Origin of the sequence: Herbaspirillum huttiense, from assembly GCF_047300815.1 — a bacterium.
Classification (GTDB): domain Bacteria; phylum Pseudomonadota; class Gammaproteobacteria; order Burkholderiales; family Burkholderiaceae_D; genus Herbaspirillum; species Herbaspirillum huttiense_A.
This window is the reverse complement of sequence record NZ_CP178608.1, coordinates 1,270,984-1,287,405: the sequence shown is the minus strand read 5'-3', so window position 1 is coordinate 1,287,405 and position 16,422 is coordinate 1,270,984. Positions and strand designations below refer to the sequence as shown.

Annotated in this window: 12 protein-coding genes; 5 read left to right on the top strand and 7 right to left on the bottom strand. The window is 63.6% G+C overall.

Annotation, left to right across the window (positions count from 1 at the left end; all coding sequences use genetic code 11):
* Positions 1-86: 86 nt before the first annotated feature.
* Complete coding sequence (gene pstS, locus ACLRDN_RS05930) at positions 87-1,136, bottom strand: phosphate ABC transporter substrate-binding protein PstS (RefSeq protein ID WP_413459371.1); 1,050 nt, start codon at positions 1,134-1,136, stop codon at positions 87-89.
* 415 nt (positions 1,137-1,551) lie between these two features.
* Here pstS and ppk1 point away from each other — a divergent pair, with 415 nt between their 5' ends.
* Together ppk1 and sixA are read left to right on the top strand one after the other, a co-directional pair.
* Positions 1,552-3,672 (top strand): polyphosphate kinase 1, encoded by a 2,121-nt coding sequence (gene ppk1 / locus ACLRDN_RS05925; RefSeq protein WP_413459370.1) that lies wholly within the window; start codon positions 1,552-1,554, stop codon positions 3,670-3,672.
* A gap of 41 nt (positions 3,673-3,713) precedes the next feature.
* Positions 3,714-4,193: a phosphohistidine phosphatase SixA gene (gene sixA / locus ACLRDN_RS05920; RefSeq protein WP_039788936.1), complete on the top strand. Its 480-nt coding sequence runs from the start codon at positions 3,714-3,716 to the stop codon at positions 4,191-4,193.
* Between the two features lie 132 nt (positions 4,194-4,325).
* Here sixA and ACLRDN_RS05915 read toward each other — a convergent pair whose 3' ends face one another.
* The 5 genes from ACLRDN_RS05915 to ACLRDN_RS05895 form a co-directional block, all read right to left on the bottom strand.
* Complete coding sequence (locus ACLRDN_RS05915; protein ID WP_413459369.1) at positions 4,326-6,065, bottom strand: methyl-accepting chemotaxis protein; 1,740 nt, start codon at positions 6,063-6,065, stop codon at positions 4,326-4,328.
* Positions 6,066-6,417: 352 nt separating this feature from the next.
* Complete coding sequence (locus ACLRDN_RS05910; protein WP_413459368.1) at positions 6,418-8,154, bottom strand: methyl-accepting chemotaxis protein; 1,737 nt, start codon at positions 8,152-8,154, stop codon at positions 6,418-6,420.
* A gap of 403 nt (positions 8,155-8,557) precedes the next feature.
* Complete coding sequence (locus tag ACLRDN_RS05905) at positions 8,558-9,607, bottom strand: glycosyltransferase family 4 protein (protein WP_413459367.1); 1,050 nt, start codon at positions 9,605-9,607, stop codon at positions 8,558-8,560.
* 50 nt (positions 9,608-9,657) lie between these two features.
* Complete coding sequence (locus ACLRDN_RS05900) at positions 9,658-10,548, bottom strand: UDP-2,3-diacylglucosamine diphosphatase (RefSeq protein WP_413459366.1); 891 nt, start codon at positions 10,546-10,548, stop codon at positions 9,658-9,660.
* The gene (locus tag ACLRDN_RS05895) at positions 10,545-11,312 is read right to left on the bottom strand and encodes a GNAT family N-acetyltransferase (RefSeq protein ID WP_039788946.1); all 768 of its coding nucleotides are present in this window, start codon (positions 11,310-11,312) and stop codon (positions 10,545-10,547) included. Before ACLRDN_RS05895 ends, ACLRDN_RS05900 begins: the two co-directional genes overlap by 4 nt.
* Before the next feature lie 497 nt (positions 11,313-11,809).
* On the opposite strand from ACLRDN_RS05895, the gene ACLRDN_RS05890 reads away from it, so the two are divergent.
* The 3 genes from ACLRDN_RS05890 (at position 11,810) to ACLRDN_RS05880 (ending at position 15,702) form a co-directional block, all read left to right on the top strand.
* Complete coding sequence (locus ACLRDN_RS05890; protein WP_413459365.1) at positions 11,810-12,592, top strand: 3-hydroxybutyrate dehydrogenase; 783 nt, start codon at positions 11,810-11,812, stop codon at positions 12,590-12,592.
* A 164-nt stretch (positions 12,593-12,756) separates the two neighbouring features.
* The gene (locus ACLRDN_RS05885; RefSeq protein WP_413459364.1) at positions 12,757-14,889 is read left to right on the top strand and encodes a DNA/RNA non-specific endonuclease; all 2,133 of its coding nucleotides are present in this window, start codon (positions 12,757-12,759) and stop codon (positions 14,887-14,889) included.
* Positions 14,890-14,937: 48 nt separating this feature from the next.
* On the top strand, positions 14,938-15,702 hold the full coding sequence (locus ACLRDN_RS05880) for an AraC family transcriptional regulator (RefSeq protein WP_413459363.1): 765 nt from the start codon (positions 14,938-14,940) through the stop codon (positions 15,700-15,702).
* Here ACLRDN_RS05880 and ACLRDN_RS05875 read toward each other — a convergent pair.
* A complete protein-coding gene (locus tag ACLRDN_RS05875) occupies positions 15,690-16,268 on the bottom strand; it encodes a phosphonate degradation HD-domain oxygenase (protein ID WP_413460352.1) in 579 nt (192 codons plus the stop codon). The two genes, ACLRDN_RS05880 and ACLRDN_RS05875, sit on opposite strands and share 13 nt — an antisense overlap.
* Between the last annotated feature and the right edge of the window lie 154 nt (positions 16,269-16,422).

Genomic DNA, 16,422 nt, shown 5'->3' with positions numbered 1-16,422 from the left:
GTTCTCGCTGCGATGACCCGAATGCTCCGTAGGGGAGAGGCTGCTATGACCGGATGTTCATGGCATCCGGCCGGACTGGGCTTGGCTTACCAGAGTGCCTTGCCGCTGCTGTCCTTGACGTTGCTCTTCCAGGAATCTTCCACCAGCTTGGTGACCGAATCCGGCAGGGGCACGTAGTCCAGTTCAGCAGCAACCTTGCCGCCGTTCTTGTAGGCCCAGTCGAAGAACTTCAGGACTTCCTTGCCCTTGGCGCCATCGCCAGCCTGTTCCTTGTGCAGCAGGATGAAGGTGGCGCTGGAGATCGGCCAGGATTCCTTGCCGGCTGCGTCGGTGAAGTCCACAGCGAAGCCAGGGGTCTTGGCCCAGTCGCCAGCGGCGGTAGCGGCCTTGAAGGTGGAATCGTCCGGGGAGACGAAGTTGCCATCCTTGTTCTTGAGCTGGGTGTAGTTCAGCTTGTTCTTCTTGACGTAAGCGTACTCGACGTAGCCGATCGCGCCCTTGACCTTCTGCACGTTGGCGGCAACGCCTTCGTTACCCTTGCCACCCACGCCGGTGGGCCACTTCACTGCAGTACCGGCACCGATCTTGCTCTTGAAGTCGGCGTTGGCCTTGGACAGGTAGGAGGTGAAGACGTAGGAAGTGCCCGATGCGTCCGAACGGTAGACGACGGTGATGTCTTCAGCCGGCAGCTTCACGCCCGGGTTCAGGGCGGTGATTTCAGCGGCGTTCCACTTGGTGATCTTGCCAGCGTAGATGTCGCCCAGCACCTGGCCCGACAGCTTGATCTGGCCGGGGGTCACGCCGTCCAGGTTGACCACGGGGACCACGCCACCGACCACGGCGGGGAACTGGGTCAGGCCGGCTTCAGCCAGCTCGTTTTGCGGCAGCGGGGCGTCGGAGGCGCCGAAATCGACGGTCTTGGCCTTGATCTGCTTGATGCCACCGCCCGAGCCGATGGATTGGTAGTTCAGGCTGTTGCCGGTGGCGGCCTTGTACAGCTCAGCCCACTTGGCATAGACCGGGTACGGGAAGGAGGCGCCAGCGCCGGTGATTTCTGCTGCATGCGCGGCACCGCTGAAAGCGAAAGCGCCAGCCACTGCGATTGCAACAGACTTGATCAGATGGTTAAAACCCATTTCTGCTACTCCTATGATTTTGAAGAGAGGACGGTCACCGAGAAACATCACGTCGGGAGGGATGACTTTCGAGACAGGGCGAACTTTAACCAGCTAATGTGACGAGTTTATGACCCGAACTTGTCATCCAGTCCAGATTGCACGGGCCTTTGCGCTGCAGTGCAACAGCCCCGTCCGGCGCTGCGCAACCGCCCGAAAACCCGCATGCCATGCGCAGTGCGGCTTTCCTGACAGTTCGATGTCAGGGCCCGGCCCGCTGATGGAAAGGATTGCCTGGCGACAAATATGATTTTGTCATCATATAGAGATGCATTTATACTGGAACAAATGTGACAAAGTAGCCAAGGTGTTGTCATAAACTCGTCATACCTCCTAAATACACTGCCCGCTCAAAGTGGATGGACAGGGACCATTGATGACCAGAAAAGCAAAGCCGGAAAGCAGTACCCAACCTGAACTTCCAGCCAATACGATTTACCTCAACCGAGAACTGTCGCAACTGGCCTTCAACCGCCGCGTGCTGGCCCAGGCCGAAGACGACAGCGTGCCGCTGCTGGAGCGCCTGCGCTATTTGTGCATTTGCAGCAGCAATCTTGATGAATTCTTTGAAGTGCGCATCGCCAGCCTGCTGGCCAACCGCATCGAGGGCGAAAACATCGACCCGCCCGAACTGCGCGCCGCGCTCGAACGCACCAGCGCCGAATGCCACCGCATCGTCACGCGCCAATATGAACTCTTGAACGAAGAGATCCTGCCGCAGCTGGCTGCCAACGGCATCCACCTGCTGCGCCATGACGACCGCAACGAAGCCCAGCGTGCCTGGGTGAAGCACTATTTCGAGCAGCACGTGCGGCCGCTGTTGACACCCATCGGGCTGGATCCGGCCCACCCCTTCCCGCAGGTGCACAACAAGAGCCTCAATTTCATCATCGAGCTCTCCGGCAAGGATGCCTTCGGACGCGGCACGGCCATCGTCATCGTCAAGGCGCCGCGCGTGCTGCCGCGCGTGATCAAGCTGCCGGACCACCTGTCGGCCAAGGGGCAGTCTTCGTTCTGCCTGCTCTCTTCGGTGATCCATGCGCATATCGCGGACCTGTTCCCGGGCCGCGACATCACGGCCTATTCGCAGTTCCGCGTCACCCGCAACAGTGACCTGTGGGTTGATGAAGAAGAGGTCAAGAACCTGCGCCAGGCGCTGGAGACTGAACTGCAAAGCCGCCAGTTCGGCGTGGCGGTGCGCCTGGAAGTGGCGGCCAACTGCCCGGAACACCTGGCGCAGTTCCTGCTGAACCAGTTCAACATCGAGCGCAATCGTCTCTATGCCGTGCAGGGTCCGGTGAACATGGTGCGCCTGGGCGAGATCGTCAACCTGGTGAACCAGCCGGAGTTGCGCTTCCCGCCCTTCTCGCCCACGCTGCCGCCGCAGCTGGCCAATGAAAACATCTTCGCCGCGCTGGACAAGAAGGACGTGCTGCTGCACCACCCCTTCCAGTCCTTCCAGCCGGTGGTGGATTTCATCCGCACCGCCGCCCATGATCCGCGCGTGCTGGCCATCAAGCAGACCATCTACCGTACCGGCATGAACTCGGACCTGATGGAGGCCCTGATCTACGCCGCCCAGCACGGCAAGGAAGTGACAGTGATCGTGGAACTGATGGCGCGCTTCGATGAAGAAGCCAACATCAACTGGGCCGTCAAGCTGGAGCAGGCCGGCGCGCAGGTGGTCTACGGCGTGGTCGGCCTGAAGACGCACGCCAAGCTGGCCCTGGTGATCCGCCGCGACGACGACCAGAACCTGCGCTTCTATGCGCACCTGGGCACCGGCAACTACCACCCCAATACCACCAAGTTCTATACCGACTTTGGCCTGTTGACCTCCAACCAGGAGCTGACCGCCGAAGTCAACGAAGTCTTCATCCACCTCACCAGCCTGACCAAGCCGCGCAATCTCACGCACCTGTGGCTGGCCCCCTTCTCGCTGCAGAAGGAAATCATCCGCGCCATCCGCAACGAAGGGCAGATCGCCCGTGAGGGGCGTCCGGCGCGCATCATCGCCAAGATGAATGCGCTTTTGGATGAATCGGTGATCCGCGCGCTCTATGCGGCCTCGGCCGACGGCGTCAAGATCGACCTGATCGTGCGCGGCGCCTGCGCGCTGCGGCCGGGCGTGCCGGGGCTGTCAGAGAACATCAAGGTGCGCTCCATCATCGGCCGCTACCTGGAACACTCGCGCATCTATTACTTCCGCAACGACCTCAAGCACGACGTCTACCTGGCCAGCGCCGACTGGATGAACCGCAACCTGTTCCGCCGCATCGAGGTGGGCTTCCCGGTGCTGGACAAGGTGCTCAAGAAGCGCGTGATGACCGAGGGATTGAATCCCTACCTGAAGGACAACACCAATGCCTGGCATCTCGACGTCAATGGGGTCTACACCCTCAAGAAGGCGCGCAACAAGCAGCAGTGCTTCAACGCCCAGCAACACCTGATGACCACGCTGGGCATTCCGGCCACGCCGCCGGAAGAGCCCGTGTAACGCCGCGCATGGCGGCCTGCTGATTTCCTCAAGGAGCTGAGATGGACCTGATTCTGTGGCGTCATGCCGAGGCCGAACTGGGCGAGCCCGACGAGGGCCGCGCCCTTACCCCGAAGGGGCACAAGCAGGCGGCCAAGATGGCCGAATGGCTGGACCGCAACCTGCCCGAGAGTTGCCGCATCCTGGTCAGCCCGGCCACGCGTACGCTGCAGACGGTGGAAGCCCTGAAGCGCAAGTACAAGGTGGTGGCCGACCTGGCCCCCAACATGAGCGCCGACGACCTGCTGCGCGCGGCCAACTGGCCCGACAGCCGCGAGCCGGTCCTGATCGTGGGCCACCAGCCGACGCTGGGCCAGGTGGCGGCCCGGCTGATCTCGGGGCAGCCGCAGGAATGGTCGCTGCGCAAGGGCAACGTCTGGTGGATCGCGCAGCGCGACCGGGGCGACGTCACCACCAATTACCTCAAGGCCGTGGTCGCCCCGGAATTGCTGAACAGTCCGGGCAAGCACCCTCCCCGCTAAAACACCCACGCAGTGGGCGGCTCGCCCCTCCCAAGGCCGGATGTGAAGAAAAAAATCGCCGCACCCTGCGCAAGCGGGCTGCGGCGATTCTTCATGGGAACGCGTGAAGTTTCTGGCAAAAAATCCGCAAGATCAGAACGTCTCCCAGTCACCGTCATCGCTGCCGGCAGGCAGGCGCGAGGCAGGCTTGGCGGCGGGAACCGCCGCTGGCAAGGCCGGACGCTTCAGGACCGGTGCTGCCTTGGGCGCCGCCGGCTTGAGCGGTGCGGCGACCGGTTTGGCGACAGGCTGCATCACCTGAGCCGGCGCACGCACGGCCACCGCCTCGCCCTGGCCGACGCGGAAGATCGCCACTTCCTGCATCAGCGCCTGGGCTTGCTGCTCCAGCGACTTGGCGGCGGCACTGGCTTGTTCCACCAAAGCGGCATTCTGCTGGGTGGCTTCATCCATCTGCGTGACCGCGCGCGAGACCTGGTCGATGCCGGCGCTCTGTTCGTTGGAGGCCGCCGAGATCTCGCTCATGATGTCGGTGACGCGCTGCACGGCCTGGATGACGTCGTTCATGGTGTCGCCCGCCTGGCCCACCAATTGGGACCCGGCCTGCACGCGTTCCACCGAGTGCATGATGAGCTCCTTGATTTCCTTGGCGGCGCTGGAGGAGCGCTGGGCCAGCGCCCGCACTTCGGTGGCCACCACGGCAAAGCCACGGCCCTGCTCACCGGCACGGGCCGCTTCCACGGCCGCGTTCAGGGCCAGGATATTGGTCTGGAAGGCGATGCCATCGATGATGCTGACGATGTCGGTGATGCGCGCCGAACTTTCGCGGATCTCTTCCATGGTCTGCACCACCCGGCCGACCACGGCATTGCCGTCGGCGGCGATGGTGGAGGCGTTGACCGCCAGCGTGGTGGCCTGGCGGGCATTGTCGGCGTTGTGCTTCACGGTGCCGGTCAGTTCTTCCATGCTGGAGGCGGTTTCTTCCAGCGAGGCCGCCTGCTGTTCGGTGCGTGCCGACAGATCCAGGTTGCCCGAAGCGATCTCGCGCGTGGCCGTGGCAATGGCATCACTGCCGCCGCGCACGGCACGCACGGTGCGGGAGAGGCTCTCCTGCATGCGTGCCAGTCCCTGCAGGAGCTGGCCCATTTCATTCTTCGAATGCACGTGGACGGGCTGGGTCAGGTCGCCACTGGCGATGGCATCGAAGTGACGCAGCGCGCGCTGCATCGGCTCGCCGATGGCACGGCGCAGCGACCACCAGCTGAAGAAGGCCAGCAGCAGGCCGCCGATGACGGCCGCGATGGAAAACATGCGTGAGGCCTCGAAGCGGGCCATGGTCGCTTCCACACTGGCGGCGGCCTGCTCGGTCTCATACTTGCTCAGGGCCTGGCCATCCAGTTGCATGGCGGTGTAGATGGTGCCGACCTTGCGCGCCTGGTCGGCGATGGCCTGGCGGTCCCCGCCCTTGATCACCTCGGCGAAGCGGGCCAGTTCCTGCTCGGTCTTGTCGATGCCTTCGGAGACTTTCTTGACCAGTACCTTGCCTTCTTCGGTCTGGGGCAGCGCGGTGTACTTGCCCCACCATTGCAGGGCTTCCTTGCGGGCGTTGGCGTCCATGCCCATCATGCGCTCGGCCCAGGCCGGGTCGTTGGTCATGGCGGCCTGGTCCAGCGAGGTCCGCTGGCGGCCGATCCAGATCAGGGTATTGTCGGCCGCCACCGTCTTGGGAATGCGTTCTTCGGAGAGCTGGCGGTTGATGCTCACGGCGGCCGACATGCCCAACAGGCCCGACAGGCCAAGCGCAAGCAGCAGGAGGGACAGGACAAGGACGGCAATGGCGAGTTGCGCCTTGATCGAAAGGTTCTTGATGGACATGGACTGGTTCCGGTGGATGAAGGGAAAGTGCCGCATTGTGATCCCCGGGGCCGCGTGCTGCGCGCAATCGGCATGGTCGTCTTCGGGCCTGTGGACCCGCTTCTGTGACGCCGTGCTCTTCCCCCCCGGTTGCGCAGGCCACCGCCCTCCCCTTGCAGGAACGGTCTGCCTGCCGCATTGATATAGCTTTACGGCAACTTCGCAATTATCTTGAATTCTCACAGAACGTGCTTGCTCTTCCTTGAAAAAAAAAAAGCGCCGCCACCTGGGCGGGTGGCGGCGCTTGCGCGCATTCTTGATTTTTACTTAACTATTCATTCATTGAAATCACGTAGCGACTGCAAACCGGGCCTCAGAATTCTTCGAAATCATCATCCCGTGCCGCAGCGGCCGGCTTGCGGTTGGCAGGCGTACCCGCTGCCGGCAGGCTGGCCACCGGCCGGCTCTTGGCCACGCTCACGGCCGGCGGTGCGTTGACGGTACGCGCCGGCTGCACGCTGCCCATCACCGGCGCGGGATGCGGCATCGCCGCCGGCGCCGCACGCGCGGTCTTGAGCTTGAACACCGCCACCGCACGGGCCAGCACATCGGACTGCTCCTGCAGGCTTTCGGCAGCGGCCGCGGCCTGCTCCACCAGTGCCGCATTCTGCTGGGTGATCTCGTCGATCTGGGCGATGGCATTGTTGACCTCGGCGATGCCGGCACTCTGCTCCTGGCTGGCGGCCGTGATCTCACCCATGATGTCGGCCACGTGCTTGACCGAGCTGACGATCTCGCTCATGGTGGCCCCGGCTTCATCGACCAGCTTGCCGCCGGCATCGACCTTGTCCACCGAGTCGCTGATGAGCTCCTTGATTTCCTTGGCGGCCGCCGCACTGCGCTGGGCCAGCGCGCGCACTTCCGAGGCGACCACCGCAAAACCGCGTCCCTGCTCGCCGGCACGGGCGGCTTCCACGGCCGCGTTCAGGGCCAGGATGTTGGTCTGGAAGGCGATGCCATCGATGACGCCGATGATGTCGACGATCTTGCCCGAGCTTTCCTTGATCGAGCCCATGGTGGCCACGACGTCGCCCACCACGCGTCCGCCCTTGGTGGCGTAATCCGAGGCTGACAACACCAGCTGGTTGGCCTGCTGCGCGTTGGCGGCGTTCTGCTGCACGGTGGAGGTGAGCTGCTCCATGGAGCTGGCGGTTTCTTCCAGGCTGGAGGCTTGCGACTCGGTGCGGTTGGACAGATCCACGTTGCCCCGTGCGATTTCATGCGAGGCCACCGCGATGACGGCGGCACTTTCCTTGACCTCGTTGAGCGTGGCCGCCAGGTTGCCCTGCATGGCGTCGAGGGCGTTGACCAGGTGCGCGGCTTCATCGCGGCCCTGGTCGTGGAAATCGTGGGTCAGGTCGCCGCGGGAAATCGTTTCCGCAATGTGCCCGGCGCGCTTGAGCGGATTGACGATGGAGCGCGTGATGACGAAGGTGAAGAAGAAGCCCAGCCCCAGTGTCAGCACTCCCATGGCCAGCATGCCGACCTGGGCCTTGCGGTAGCTGTCCTTGGCATCGGCATGGGCCTGCTTCATGTCGTCCTGCTGGAAGGTGGCAAGCGCCGCCACGCTGGCCATCCACTTGTCATGGGCCGGCAGGAAGTCGCTCTTCAACTGCTGGGCGGCATCAAAATAATTGTTGCTGGCCACCTGCTGGCGGATCTGCTCCACCACAGGGAACAGCTTCTTGCTCTCGCCACGGGTCGCCTCCAGCAAGGACTTGCCCTGGCCATCGGAAGAAAGCTCGGTGATCTGCTTCTCGAATCCCGCATAGGCTTTCAGGATCTGGCCCAGGTGCGCGTCCTCCGCCTTGCCCTCGGCAGCATCGGTGGGGGTGACCACCTTGCGCAGGGCCAGCGCCAACTCGCTGCCGGCTTCGCGCATGTTCATGGCGGCGGTCATGGCGGTGACCTTTTTCTCGATCACGTATTCACTGCTGGCTTCCAGCTCGGCCATGCGCCACAGGCCGATCAGCAGGATGGCCGTGGCCAGCAGCAGGATGAGGCAGAAACCGAAAGCCAGGCGGCTGCCGATCTTGAGATGTTGAATCATGGATGTTCTCTTCCTTGTAACGCGCACTACGACGGTGATGCGGATGCCGGCACCGGTGAGGGCCATGTGCAGATGTCCGTTTTGCTTTGCTGTTCTTGCGCTCGCGGGTGAGCATGATTCATGCCTGCTCCGCGCCCGGCCTTTGTCAGAGTGCGCCAGGCGGACCTGTCGGACCGGCACTACCGGGCTGTGATGCGCGACATGGGCGTCTCTGTTGGCGTTTTGTTATGGGCGTTGCACCATGCAATGTGCGACTTGCGACATCGGCGTACGCGGGCGTGGCGCATCTTAGAAGAGGCGCGCGCGGGCATGCCAATGCTTTGTCGGCATGCCGCCATGTTCGTCTTGCATAGTTATCAAAAGATGAAGAATGGGACGGCTGCGCACGGCAGCCGTCGCCCGCTCAGCGGGTCTCGCGTACCGGCTTGATGGCGGTGGCCTTGCCGGGCGCAGTGCGACGCGCCAGGTGCAGGTGTTGCAGGAACTGCTGGGTGGCCGATTCCCAGGAACGGGTGGCGGCATGGGCGCGCACGGCTTCCTGATCCAGCTTCAGGGCTTGCAGGCAGGCCTGCTGGAGGTCGTGGCGCAACACGCCGGAGACGCCGTTGTCGACCACGTCGATGGGCCCCTCGACCGGATAAGCGGCCACCGGAATGCCGCAGGCCATGGCTTCGAGCAACACCAGGCCGAAGGTATCGGTCTTGCTGGGGAAGACGAAGACATCGGCGCAGTTGTAATAGGCCGGCAATTCGTCATGGCCCTTGGCGCCCAGGAAACGCACTTGCGGATAGCGTGCGCTCAGGTCTTCCAGCTGCGGGCCGTCACCGACCACCCATTTGGTGCCGGGCAGGTCGAGTTTGAGGAAGGCTTCAATGTTCTTTTCGACCGCCACGCGGCCCACGTAGAGGAACAGCGGACGCTCGATGCAGGCGTGGTCTTCCACCGCCGGACGGAAGTGATTGGTATCCACGCCCCGTCCCCACAGGACGACATTGCGGAAGCCCTCTTCTTCCAGCGCCGACTTCATCGCCGGGGTAGGCACCATGATGGCTTCGGAGCGGCCATGGAACCAGCGCAGCAGGCGATAGGTGATCGCCTTGGGCAGCAGCTTGCGCGCGGCAAGATATTCCGGGAAGCGGGTGTGATAGGCCGTGGTGAAATTGAGCTTGTGGCGCACGCAATAACGGCGCGCCGCCAGCCCCATCGGTCCTTCTGTGGCGATGTGGATGCAGTCCGGCTGGAAGGATTCGAGCGCCGCCGCGATACGGGCATAGGGCTTGTAGGCCAGCCGGATTTCAGGATAGGTCGGACAGGCGAAGGTGCGGAAGTCGCGCGGCGACAGCAGCAGCACTTCGTGGCCGAGACCGCGCAGGCAACGCACGGTGGAGCGCAAGGTGTTGACGACGCCGTTGACTTGCGGCTCTCCGGCGTCGCTGATGATGGCAATGCGCATAAACTATATAAACAATATAAACGATATGTATCGCAATGAACTCGCTGCCTTCAGGCGGTGGCCAGTTCGCGGGCAGCCTGGCGCGCTTCCTTGCCGGCGCGCTTGGTCTGCATGATTTCCTGCCAGGTCACCAGGCGCAGTTCACCGTTCGGATCTTCCACCAGTGCCGAGAGGCTCTCGACCCAGTCGCCGTCGTTGCAGTAGACGACACCGCCGATGTCGCGGATCTCGGGCTTGTGGATGTGGCCGCAGATGACGCCATCCAGGCCCTTCTTCTTGGCTTCGTCGGCCAGTGCATCTTCGAAGGAGGTGATGTAGTTCACCGCATTCTTGACCTTGGATTTCAGGTACTGCGAGAGCGACCAGTACGGCAGCCCAGCACGGGCGCGCCAGCTGTTGAACCACTGGTTGAACTTGAGGATCATGGTGTAGAGGCTGTCGCCCACGTAGGCCAGCCACTTGGCGCAGGCGATCACGCCATCGAAGCGGTCGCCGTGCAGTACCAGCATGCGCTTGCCCTCGGCAGTCACGTGCACCAGCTCGTCGCGGATCTTGATGCCGCCGAAATCGAGGTCGATGAACTGGCGAATCACTTCATCGTGATTGCCGGGGACGAAGATGACGTTGGTGCCCTTCTTGGCTTTCTTGAGCACGGTCTGCACCACGTTGTTGTGGGACTGGTCCCAGTACCAGCGACGCTTCAATTGCCAGCCGTCGATGATGTCGCCGACCAGGTAGAGCGTTTCGGATTCGGTGGCGCGCAGGAATTCCAGCAGGCGCTCGGCCTGGCAGCCGGTGGTGCCCAGGTGGATGTCGGAAATCCAGATGGTGCGGAAGCGCAGCGGATCACGCTTGGCTTCCTCGTCACCGGCATCGTGGTCGGGACCCAGGTCGGCGAACAGCCCCTGGGCTTTTTCCATGAACTGTTCGCGTGGCTTCATGCGGTCCTCGAATCCTTGAGGTAGTGGCGGGCATAGCGGCTGTCGAGCTTGGAGAGCGGCAGCAGCAGGAAGAAATCAGCCGAGTGGAAATCAGGATCCCAGGCCGGTTCGCCGCACACCCATGCACCGCTGCGCAGGTAGCCGCGCAGCAGCGGCGGGATCTGCGGATCGACGCCGGCCTGGCGGTCTTCCAGCGGGAAGGGCAAGAGCGGCGTGACGCGGTAGTCCGGCGGCGCCAGGTTCTTTTCGCGGAAGGCGTGGTACAGCGCGGCAGCGTTGTGGCCACCATCGGCCAGGCTCACGCTGGCGCAGCCCATCAGGTACTCGCAGCGTTCCTTGCGCATGTAGGCGGCAAGACCGGCCCACAGCATCATGATGACGCCGCCGCTGCGGTAGTCCGGGTGGATGCAGGCGCGGCCGGCTTCGGCGATGACGCCGCGGATGTTGTCCAGGCGCGAGAGGTCGAATTCCTGTTCCGAGTAGAACTTGCCCATGCGGCGCGCGCCGTGCGGGCTCAAGACGCGATAGGTGCCGACCACCGAGAGGGTCTTGCTGTCGCGCACGATCAGGTGATCGCAGTAGTCGTCGAACTCATCCTTGTCCAGGCCTTCGGGGTTGGCCAGGGCCGACAGGTTCATCGCTTCGATGAAGACCTTGTAGCGCAGGCGCTGTACTTCGCGCACTTCTTCCGGGGTGCTGGCCAGGCTCAGGTTGAGCTTGGCGAAACTCGGATTGGCATCGGCAGGAATGGTAAGCAGTCTCATGCATTGTCCTTTGTGGTGATGTTGAAGGGGACCGTGGAAGACATCTGCCAGGTCGACCAAACAACATAAGCGACCTCGCCTGCCCTGCTTCCGGTATCCCCCTCAGAATTGCGGCTGTCTCAAATGAAATCGAAGAATTGATCGATGGTTTTCGAGAAACAGCCGATGTCCCCGGGATAACGCTGCACAGACTAACCAGCGAATGTTTCACGCACATGACCTCTGCAACGGTTTTGGCAGTGCAGCAACAACACGCTGCCCAGCGTTACAATGGCACGACAAAGCGGCGCCGGGAGACCTCCCATCGAGGAGCAGGCGCACGCGCGAGGGCAAGGAAAGCGGGTGCAACGGCGAGATCGGCACCCGTGGAATCTTTCGATGCGCAGTCCATCGAAACCAGGGATAGCTGGCCGCCATGCGGGCCGTGCGCAACTGCGCCGGTGGCATTGGCGGCCTGGCTTTGCAATGTCCGTCAACTCGAAACATAAAGGAAGATCATGCTACTCAAGGATAAAGTCGCTCTCATTACCGGTTCGGCCAGCGGTATCGGCAAGGAAATCGCGGTCGAATATGCCAAGCAGGGCGCCAAGGTCGTCATCGCCGACCTGGCCCTGGAAGCGGCCAAGGCCACGGCCGAAGAGATCGTCAAGAATGGCGGCACCGCGATGGCGGTGGCCATGAACGTCACCGATGAAACCCAGGTCGACAAGGGCGTGGCCGATGCCGTCAACACCTATGGCGGGCTGGACATCATGATCAGCAATGCCGGCATCCAGATCATCAGCCCGGTCACCGAACTGTCGCTGGAGAACTGGCGCAAGATGCTGGCGATCCACCTGGACGGCGCCTTCCTGACTACCCGTGCGGCGATGAAAGCCATGATCAAGCAAGGCCGTGGCGGCTCCATCATCTACATGGGTTCGGTGCACTCGCACCAGGCCTCGGCGCTGAAGTCGCCCTACGTGACTGCCAAGCACGGCCTGCTGGGCCTGGCCAAGACCGTGGCCAAGGAAGGCGCCAAGGACAAGATCCGCACCAACGTCATCTGTCCCGGCTTCGTGCGCACGCCGCTGGTGGAAAAGCAGATCCCCGAACAGGCCAAGGAATTCGGCATCAGCGAAGAAGAGGTCATCAAGAAGATCATGTTGAAGGACACCGTGGACGGCGAATTCACCACCACCCAGGACGTGGCCCAGACCGCCGTGTTCCTGGCGGCCTTCCCGACCAATGCGCTGACCGGCCAGTCCGTCGTGGTCAGCCATGGCTGGCATATGCAGTAAGCTTCACCCGCATCCAGACCGCTCCCAAAGCCGCCGTGGCGCAAGCCCGGCGGCTTTGTCTTGGCCGCCAGAAATACTGATGTTTTGCAAGATGTTTCAGGTCATGCAGATGTCATGTGAAGGGAATACCGTCCCCAGACCCACCCCGAGACTCTGGAGAGGCCATGGATGCACAAGCCGTCAAGGATTTCCGCGCCTGCGTGGCCGACACCGAGAGCCAGCGCCAGCATGTGCGTTCGCTGGTCGCCTGCGGGCAATGGCGCCTGGCCGAGCCCGACAGCGAGCGTGCCCGCGCCTATGCCTTGCGCCAGCGCAACCTGGGCCATCCGGGCGGCCCCGAATCCATCATCGGCGACAGCGAGGATTTCCTGCGCGCCAGCTTCCTGGCGCAAGGCGCAGCGGTGGCACGCGCGGTGGCCTATGTGGAGGTCAACAGCGATCAGGCCAGCGAACTGGCCACGGGCTTTTTGATCAGCCCGCGCCTGTTCCTGACCAACCAGCACGTGATCGCGGATACCGCCGCCGCGCGCGGCACGCGCCTCACCTTCCTGCGCGAACTCGATGCGCGCGGGGTGCCGCGTGCCACCACCAGCTTCCTGCTGGCACCGCAGCGGCTGGCGCTGTTCTCGCCAGCCGATCAGCTGGACTATGCCGTCATCGCGCTGGGCGAACGTCAATCAGGAACGGCCACCCCCGAGGAACTCGGCTTCTGCCCCCTCTCGGACCAGCCCGACAAGCACGTCATCGGCATGGCGGCCAACATCATCCAGCATCCGTCTGGCTGGATGAAGATGATCAGCCTGCGCAACAATACCGTCACCGCGCGCACCGATCACACCCTGCTCTACGAAACCGATACCCAGCAAGGCTCCTCCGGTTCGCCGGTCTTCAACGACGACTGGCAGCTGGTGGCCCTGCATCACTGGGGGGAGCCTTACCGCGATGCCGGGGCGGGCGATCAACCGCTGCGCAAGGTCAACGAAGGCATCCGCATCAGTGCCCTCTACCGTGACCTGATCGCACGCCTGCCCACGTTACCGGCCGAGGCCCGGGCGCTGCTGCAGGAAGCCTTGAGCTACCAGGTGGCCGGCGCGCCAGCTGCCCTCAACGTGGAGGACCACACAGCAGCATCGGACATGACACAGGAGATCAGCATGAACAACACTGGCAATCGCATGGAGCCGCAGAGCGCAACCCTGACCATTCCGCTGGAAGTGACAGTAAGAGTTGCGCCAAGCGCAGCGACGCTGGCCCGCACGACCACACCCGGTGCGGGCGATGCAGTCCTCCCTCCCGGCACCGCCAGCGCCACCTTGCAGCCACCACGCCGCCTCTCGCCGCCCCGCCCCTCTGCAGGCGCAGAAGCCTTGCGCATCGATCCGGATTACGGCAATCGCAGCGGCTACGATGCCGCTTTCATCCCCGGCGCAGAGCTGCCGCTGCCGCAGCCGGATGCGCAGCTGGCGGGCGACATCGTCCCCCTGCTGCCCACCGTGGCCGGTGCCGCTGTCGACGACGGCGAACTGAAATACGAACACTTCAGCATCAAGCTGTTGAAGCGCCGCCGCATGGCTGCCTTCACCGCCACCAATATCGACGGCACGCACTACCTTGCGGTGGATCGCGGCAGTGGCCAGGTCAATGCGGCCGAAGGCGATGCCTGGTTCCGCGATCCGCGCGTGGCGGCCGCAAGCGTGCTGGAGCAGGATTTCTATTCGGCCTGGTCGACCTATTTCGATCGCGGCCACCTCACGCGCCGTTCCGATCCCAGCTGGGGCGCGCGCGACGAAGCCGAGCGCGCCAATGCGGACACCTTCCATTTCACCAATTGCTCGCCCCAGCATTTCCGCTTCAACCAGAGCGCTACCTACTGGCAGGGCCTGGAGCGCTATGTGCTCGAGAATGGCGTACTGGCCGCCAGCAGCAAAGGCCGCCTGTGCGTCTACCAGGGGCCGGTGTTCAATGACCAGGTCGACCTGTGGGCCGATGAGGTGCAGATTCCTTCGGCCTTCTTCAAGATCGTGGTGTGGAAGGGCAAGCAAGGCTTGAAAGCAGTAGGCCTGCTGGCCGACCAGTCGGCCCTGCTCTCGGAGAGCCGGCACAGCCTGGGCGCGCCGCATGAACTGCCTTCGGTGGACGTGAACCACTGGCGCGTGGCCATCCCTGAGCTGGAGAGGATGACCGGGCTGGACTTTGGGACCGAGGTGCGCGCGGCCGATACCATCGCCGACGGCAAACAGCCGCAGGTAGGGGAGGCGCGCCTGCGCATCACGGCCTTCGAACAGATCCGGCTCTAGCAGCGAAGTCCGCTATCATGGCGCGATTGCTTCCCAATCCAGCGCGCCATGATCCCCTCCCCGCTACCGCATCCCGACACTGCCCCGCCCGTGGCGCAGCTGCACCTGCGCAGCTATCGCGAGGAGTCATTGGCGCACCGGCATGATTTTGCGCAACTGGTGCTGCCTTTGGCAGGCCATCTGTCCATGGACATTGCCGGCCGCGAAGGCCTGGCCGACACCGCCACGGCGGCCTTCGTCGAACCCGGTGCGCGCCACGCCACGCGCGCGGGTGGCGAGAATCGTTCGCTGGTGGTCGACCTGGCTCCCGGTGCGGTCGGCAGCCTGCAGCTGGAGGCACTGGCGCACCGGCCTTTCCTGCCCTTGTCAGGCGCGGCCGGGAAACTGGTGGAATTCATGGCGCTGGCGGCCAGCGACACCCGGCCCGCCGGCAACACCCTGCAGCATTGGGTTCCCCTGCTGCTGGACGCGCTCACCCAGCAGCCGCAGGCACTGTCGCGGCTGCGCCTGATGCTGGCGCGGGTGGAGGCGCGGGCCGAACACCCCTGGACGGTGGCGCAGATGGCGCAACTGGCGGCGATCTCCCCCAGCCGCCTGCATGAATGGTTTCGCGCTGAACTGGACACGTCGCCGCGCGCCTGGCTGGCCGAAGTGCGCGTGGCCCGGGCCTGCCAGCTGCTGCGCACCAGCAGGCTGCCGCTGGCGCAGATTGCCCAGCGCTGTGGCTATGGCGACCAGAGTGCGCTCACGCATGCGCTGCGCAAGCTGCGCGGCACGACGCCCTCGGCCTATCGGAAGACTTACCTGGCCTGAGGACGGCTGGCCTTGACCGGCCGCAGCAGGCACTCATTGAAGTAACCTGCATAGTGCGCATAGTCGGGCGTGGGCAAACCCGCCGTCTTGGCGCGATCGTCCCAGCGCCGCAACCTGACGGCATCCTCGGCATAGGGCCGGTCAATGAAGGCTGCGGCCTGTTCCACATCGAAGATCCCGCCCTGCAATTGCAGGCTGCGCACCGAATCGGCCGAGAGCTGCGCGAAATAGTCCGGATCGGTGGCGCACAGGTAGCGCTTGGCATCCACGTGCAGGGCGATCGGGGCCAGCACGGACTCATCGAACAGGCCGCGCAGGAAAGGCAGTACGCGGTACTGGTGCAGGTCATCGATGCCGGCCAGCGTAGGCGTCTGGCCCAGGTCTTCCAGCAGGTGGCCGAGATCATGCAGCAGACTGGCCACGATCAGGCTGGGCGCTGCGCCCTCCTGCTCGGCCAGCAGCGCCGATTGCAGCGCGTGCTCCAGTTGCGTGACCGGCTCGCCGGTGTATTGGGTGTGGCCGTGCCGTGTGAACAGCAGGGCAATGTCATCCAGGCTCAGGGCCATCATGCACCTCGCAGGTGAAGAAAAAGAACGAACGCCACTATAGCCCCTGCACTGGCGCGCTACGTGACATCTCCATGACATGCGCACACGCAAAGAAAAACGGCGAGCCTTGCGGCCCGCCGTCGTTCATCGCTTCACTGTCTGACTGCTTGGC

Excerpts from the sequence above, each read along its gene's own strand:
- pstS (WP_413459371.1), bottom strand. The coding sequence starts at position 1,136 with ATGGGTTTTAACCATCTGATCAAGTCTGTTGCAATCGCAGTGGCTGGC.
- ppk1 (WP_413459370.1), top strand. The coding sequence starts at position 1,552 with ATGACCAGAAAAGCAAAGCCGGAAAGCAGTACCCAACCTGAACTTCCA.
- sixA (WP_039788936.1), top strand. The coding sequence starts at position 3,714 with ATGGACCTGATTCTGTGGCGTCATGCCGAGGCCGAACTGGGCGAGCCC.
- ACLRDN_RS05915 (WP_413459369.1), bottom strand. The coding sequence starts at position 6,065 with ATGTCCATCAAGAACCTTTCGATCAAGGCGCAACTCGCCATTGCCGTC.
- ACLRDN_RS05910 (WP_413459368.1), bottom strand. The coding sequence starts at position 8,154 with ATGATTCAACATCTCAAGATCGGCAGCCGCCTGGCTTTCGGTTTCTGC.
- ACLRDN_RS05905 (WP_413459367.1), bottom strand. The coding sequence starts at position 9,607 with ATGCGCATTGCCATCATCAGCGACGCCGGAGAGCCGCAAGTCAACGGC.
- ACLRDN_RS05900 (WP_413459366.1), bottom strand. The coding sequence starts at position 10,548 with ATGAAGCCACGCGAACAGTTCATGGAAAAAGCCCAGGGGCTGTTCGCC.
- ACLRDN_RS05895 (WP_039788946.1), bottom strand. The coding sequence starts at position 11,312 with ATGAGACTGCTTACCATTCCTGCCGATGCCAATCCGAGTTTCGCCAAG.
- ACLRDN_RS05890 (WP_413459365.1), top strand. The coding sequence starts at position 11,810 with ATGCTACTCAAGGATAAAGTCGCTCTCATTACCGGTTCGGCCAGCGGT.
- ACLRDN_RS05885 (WP_413459364.1), top strand. The coding sequence starts at position 12,757 with ATGGATGCACAAGCCGTCAAGGATTTCCGCGCCTGCGTGGCCGACACC.
- ACLRDN_RS05880 (WP_413459363.1), top strand. The coding sequence starts at position 14,938 with ATGATCCCCTCCCCGCTACCGCATCCCGACACTGCCCCGCCCGTGGCG.
- ACLRDN_RS05875 (WP_413460352.1), bottom strand. The coding sequence starts at position 16,268 with ATGGCCCTGAGCCTGGATGACATTGCCCTGCTGTTCACACGGCACGGC.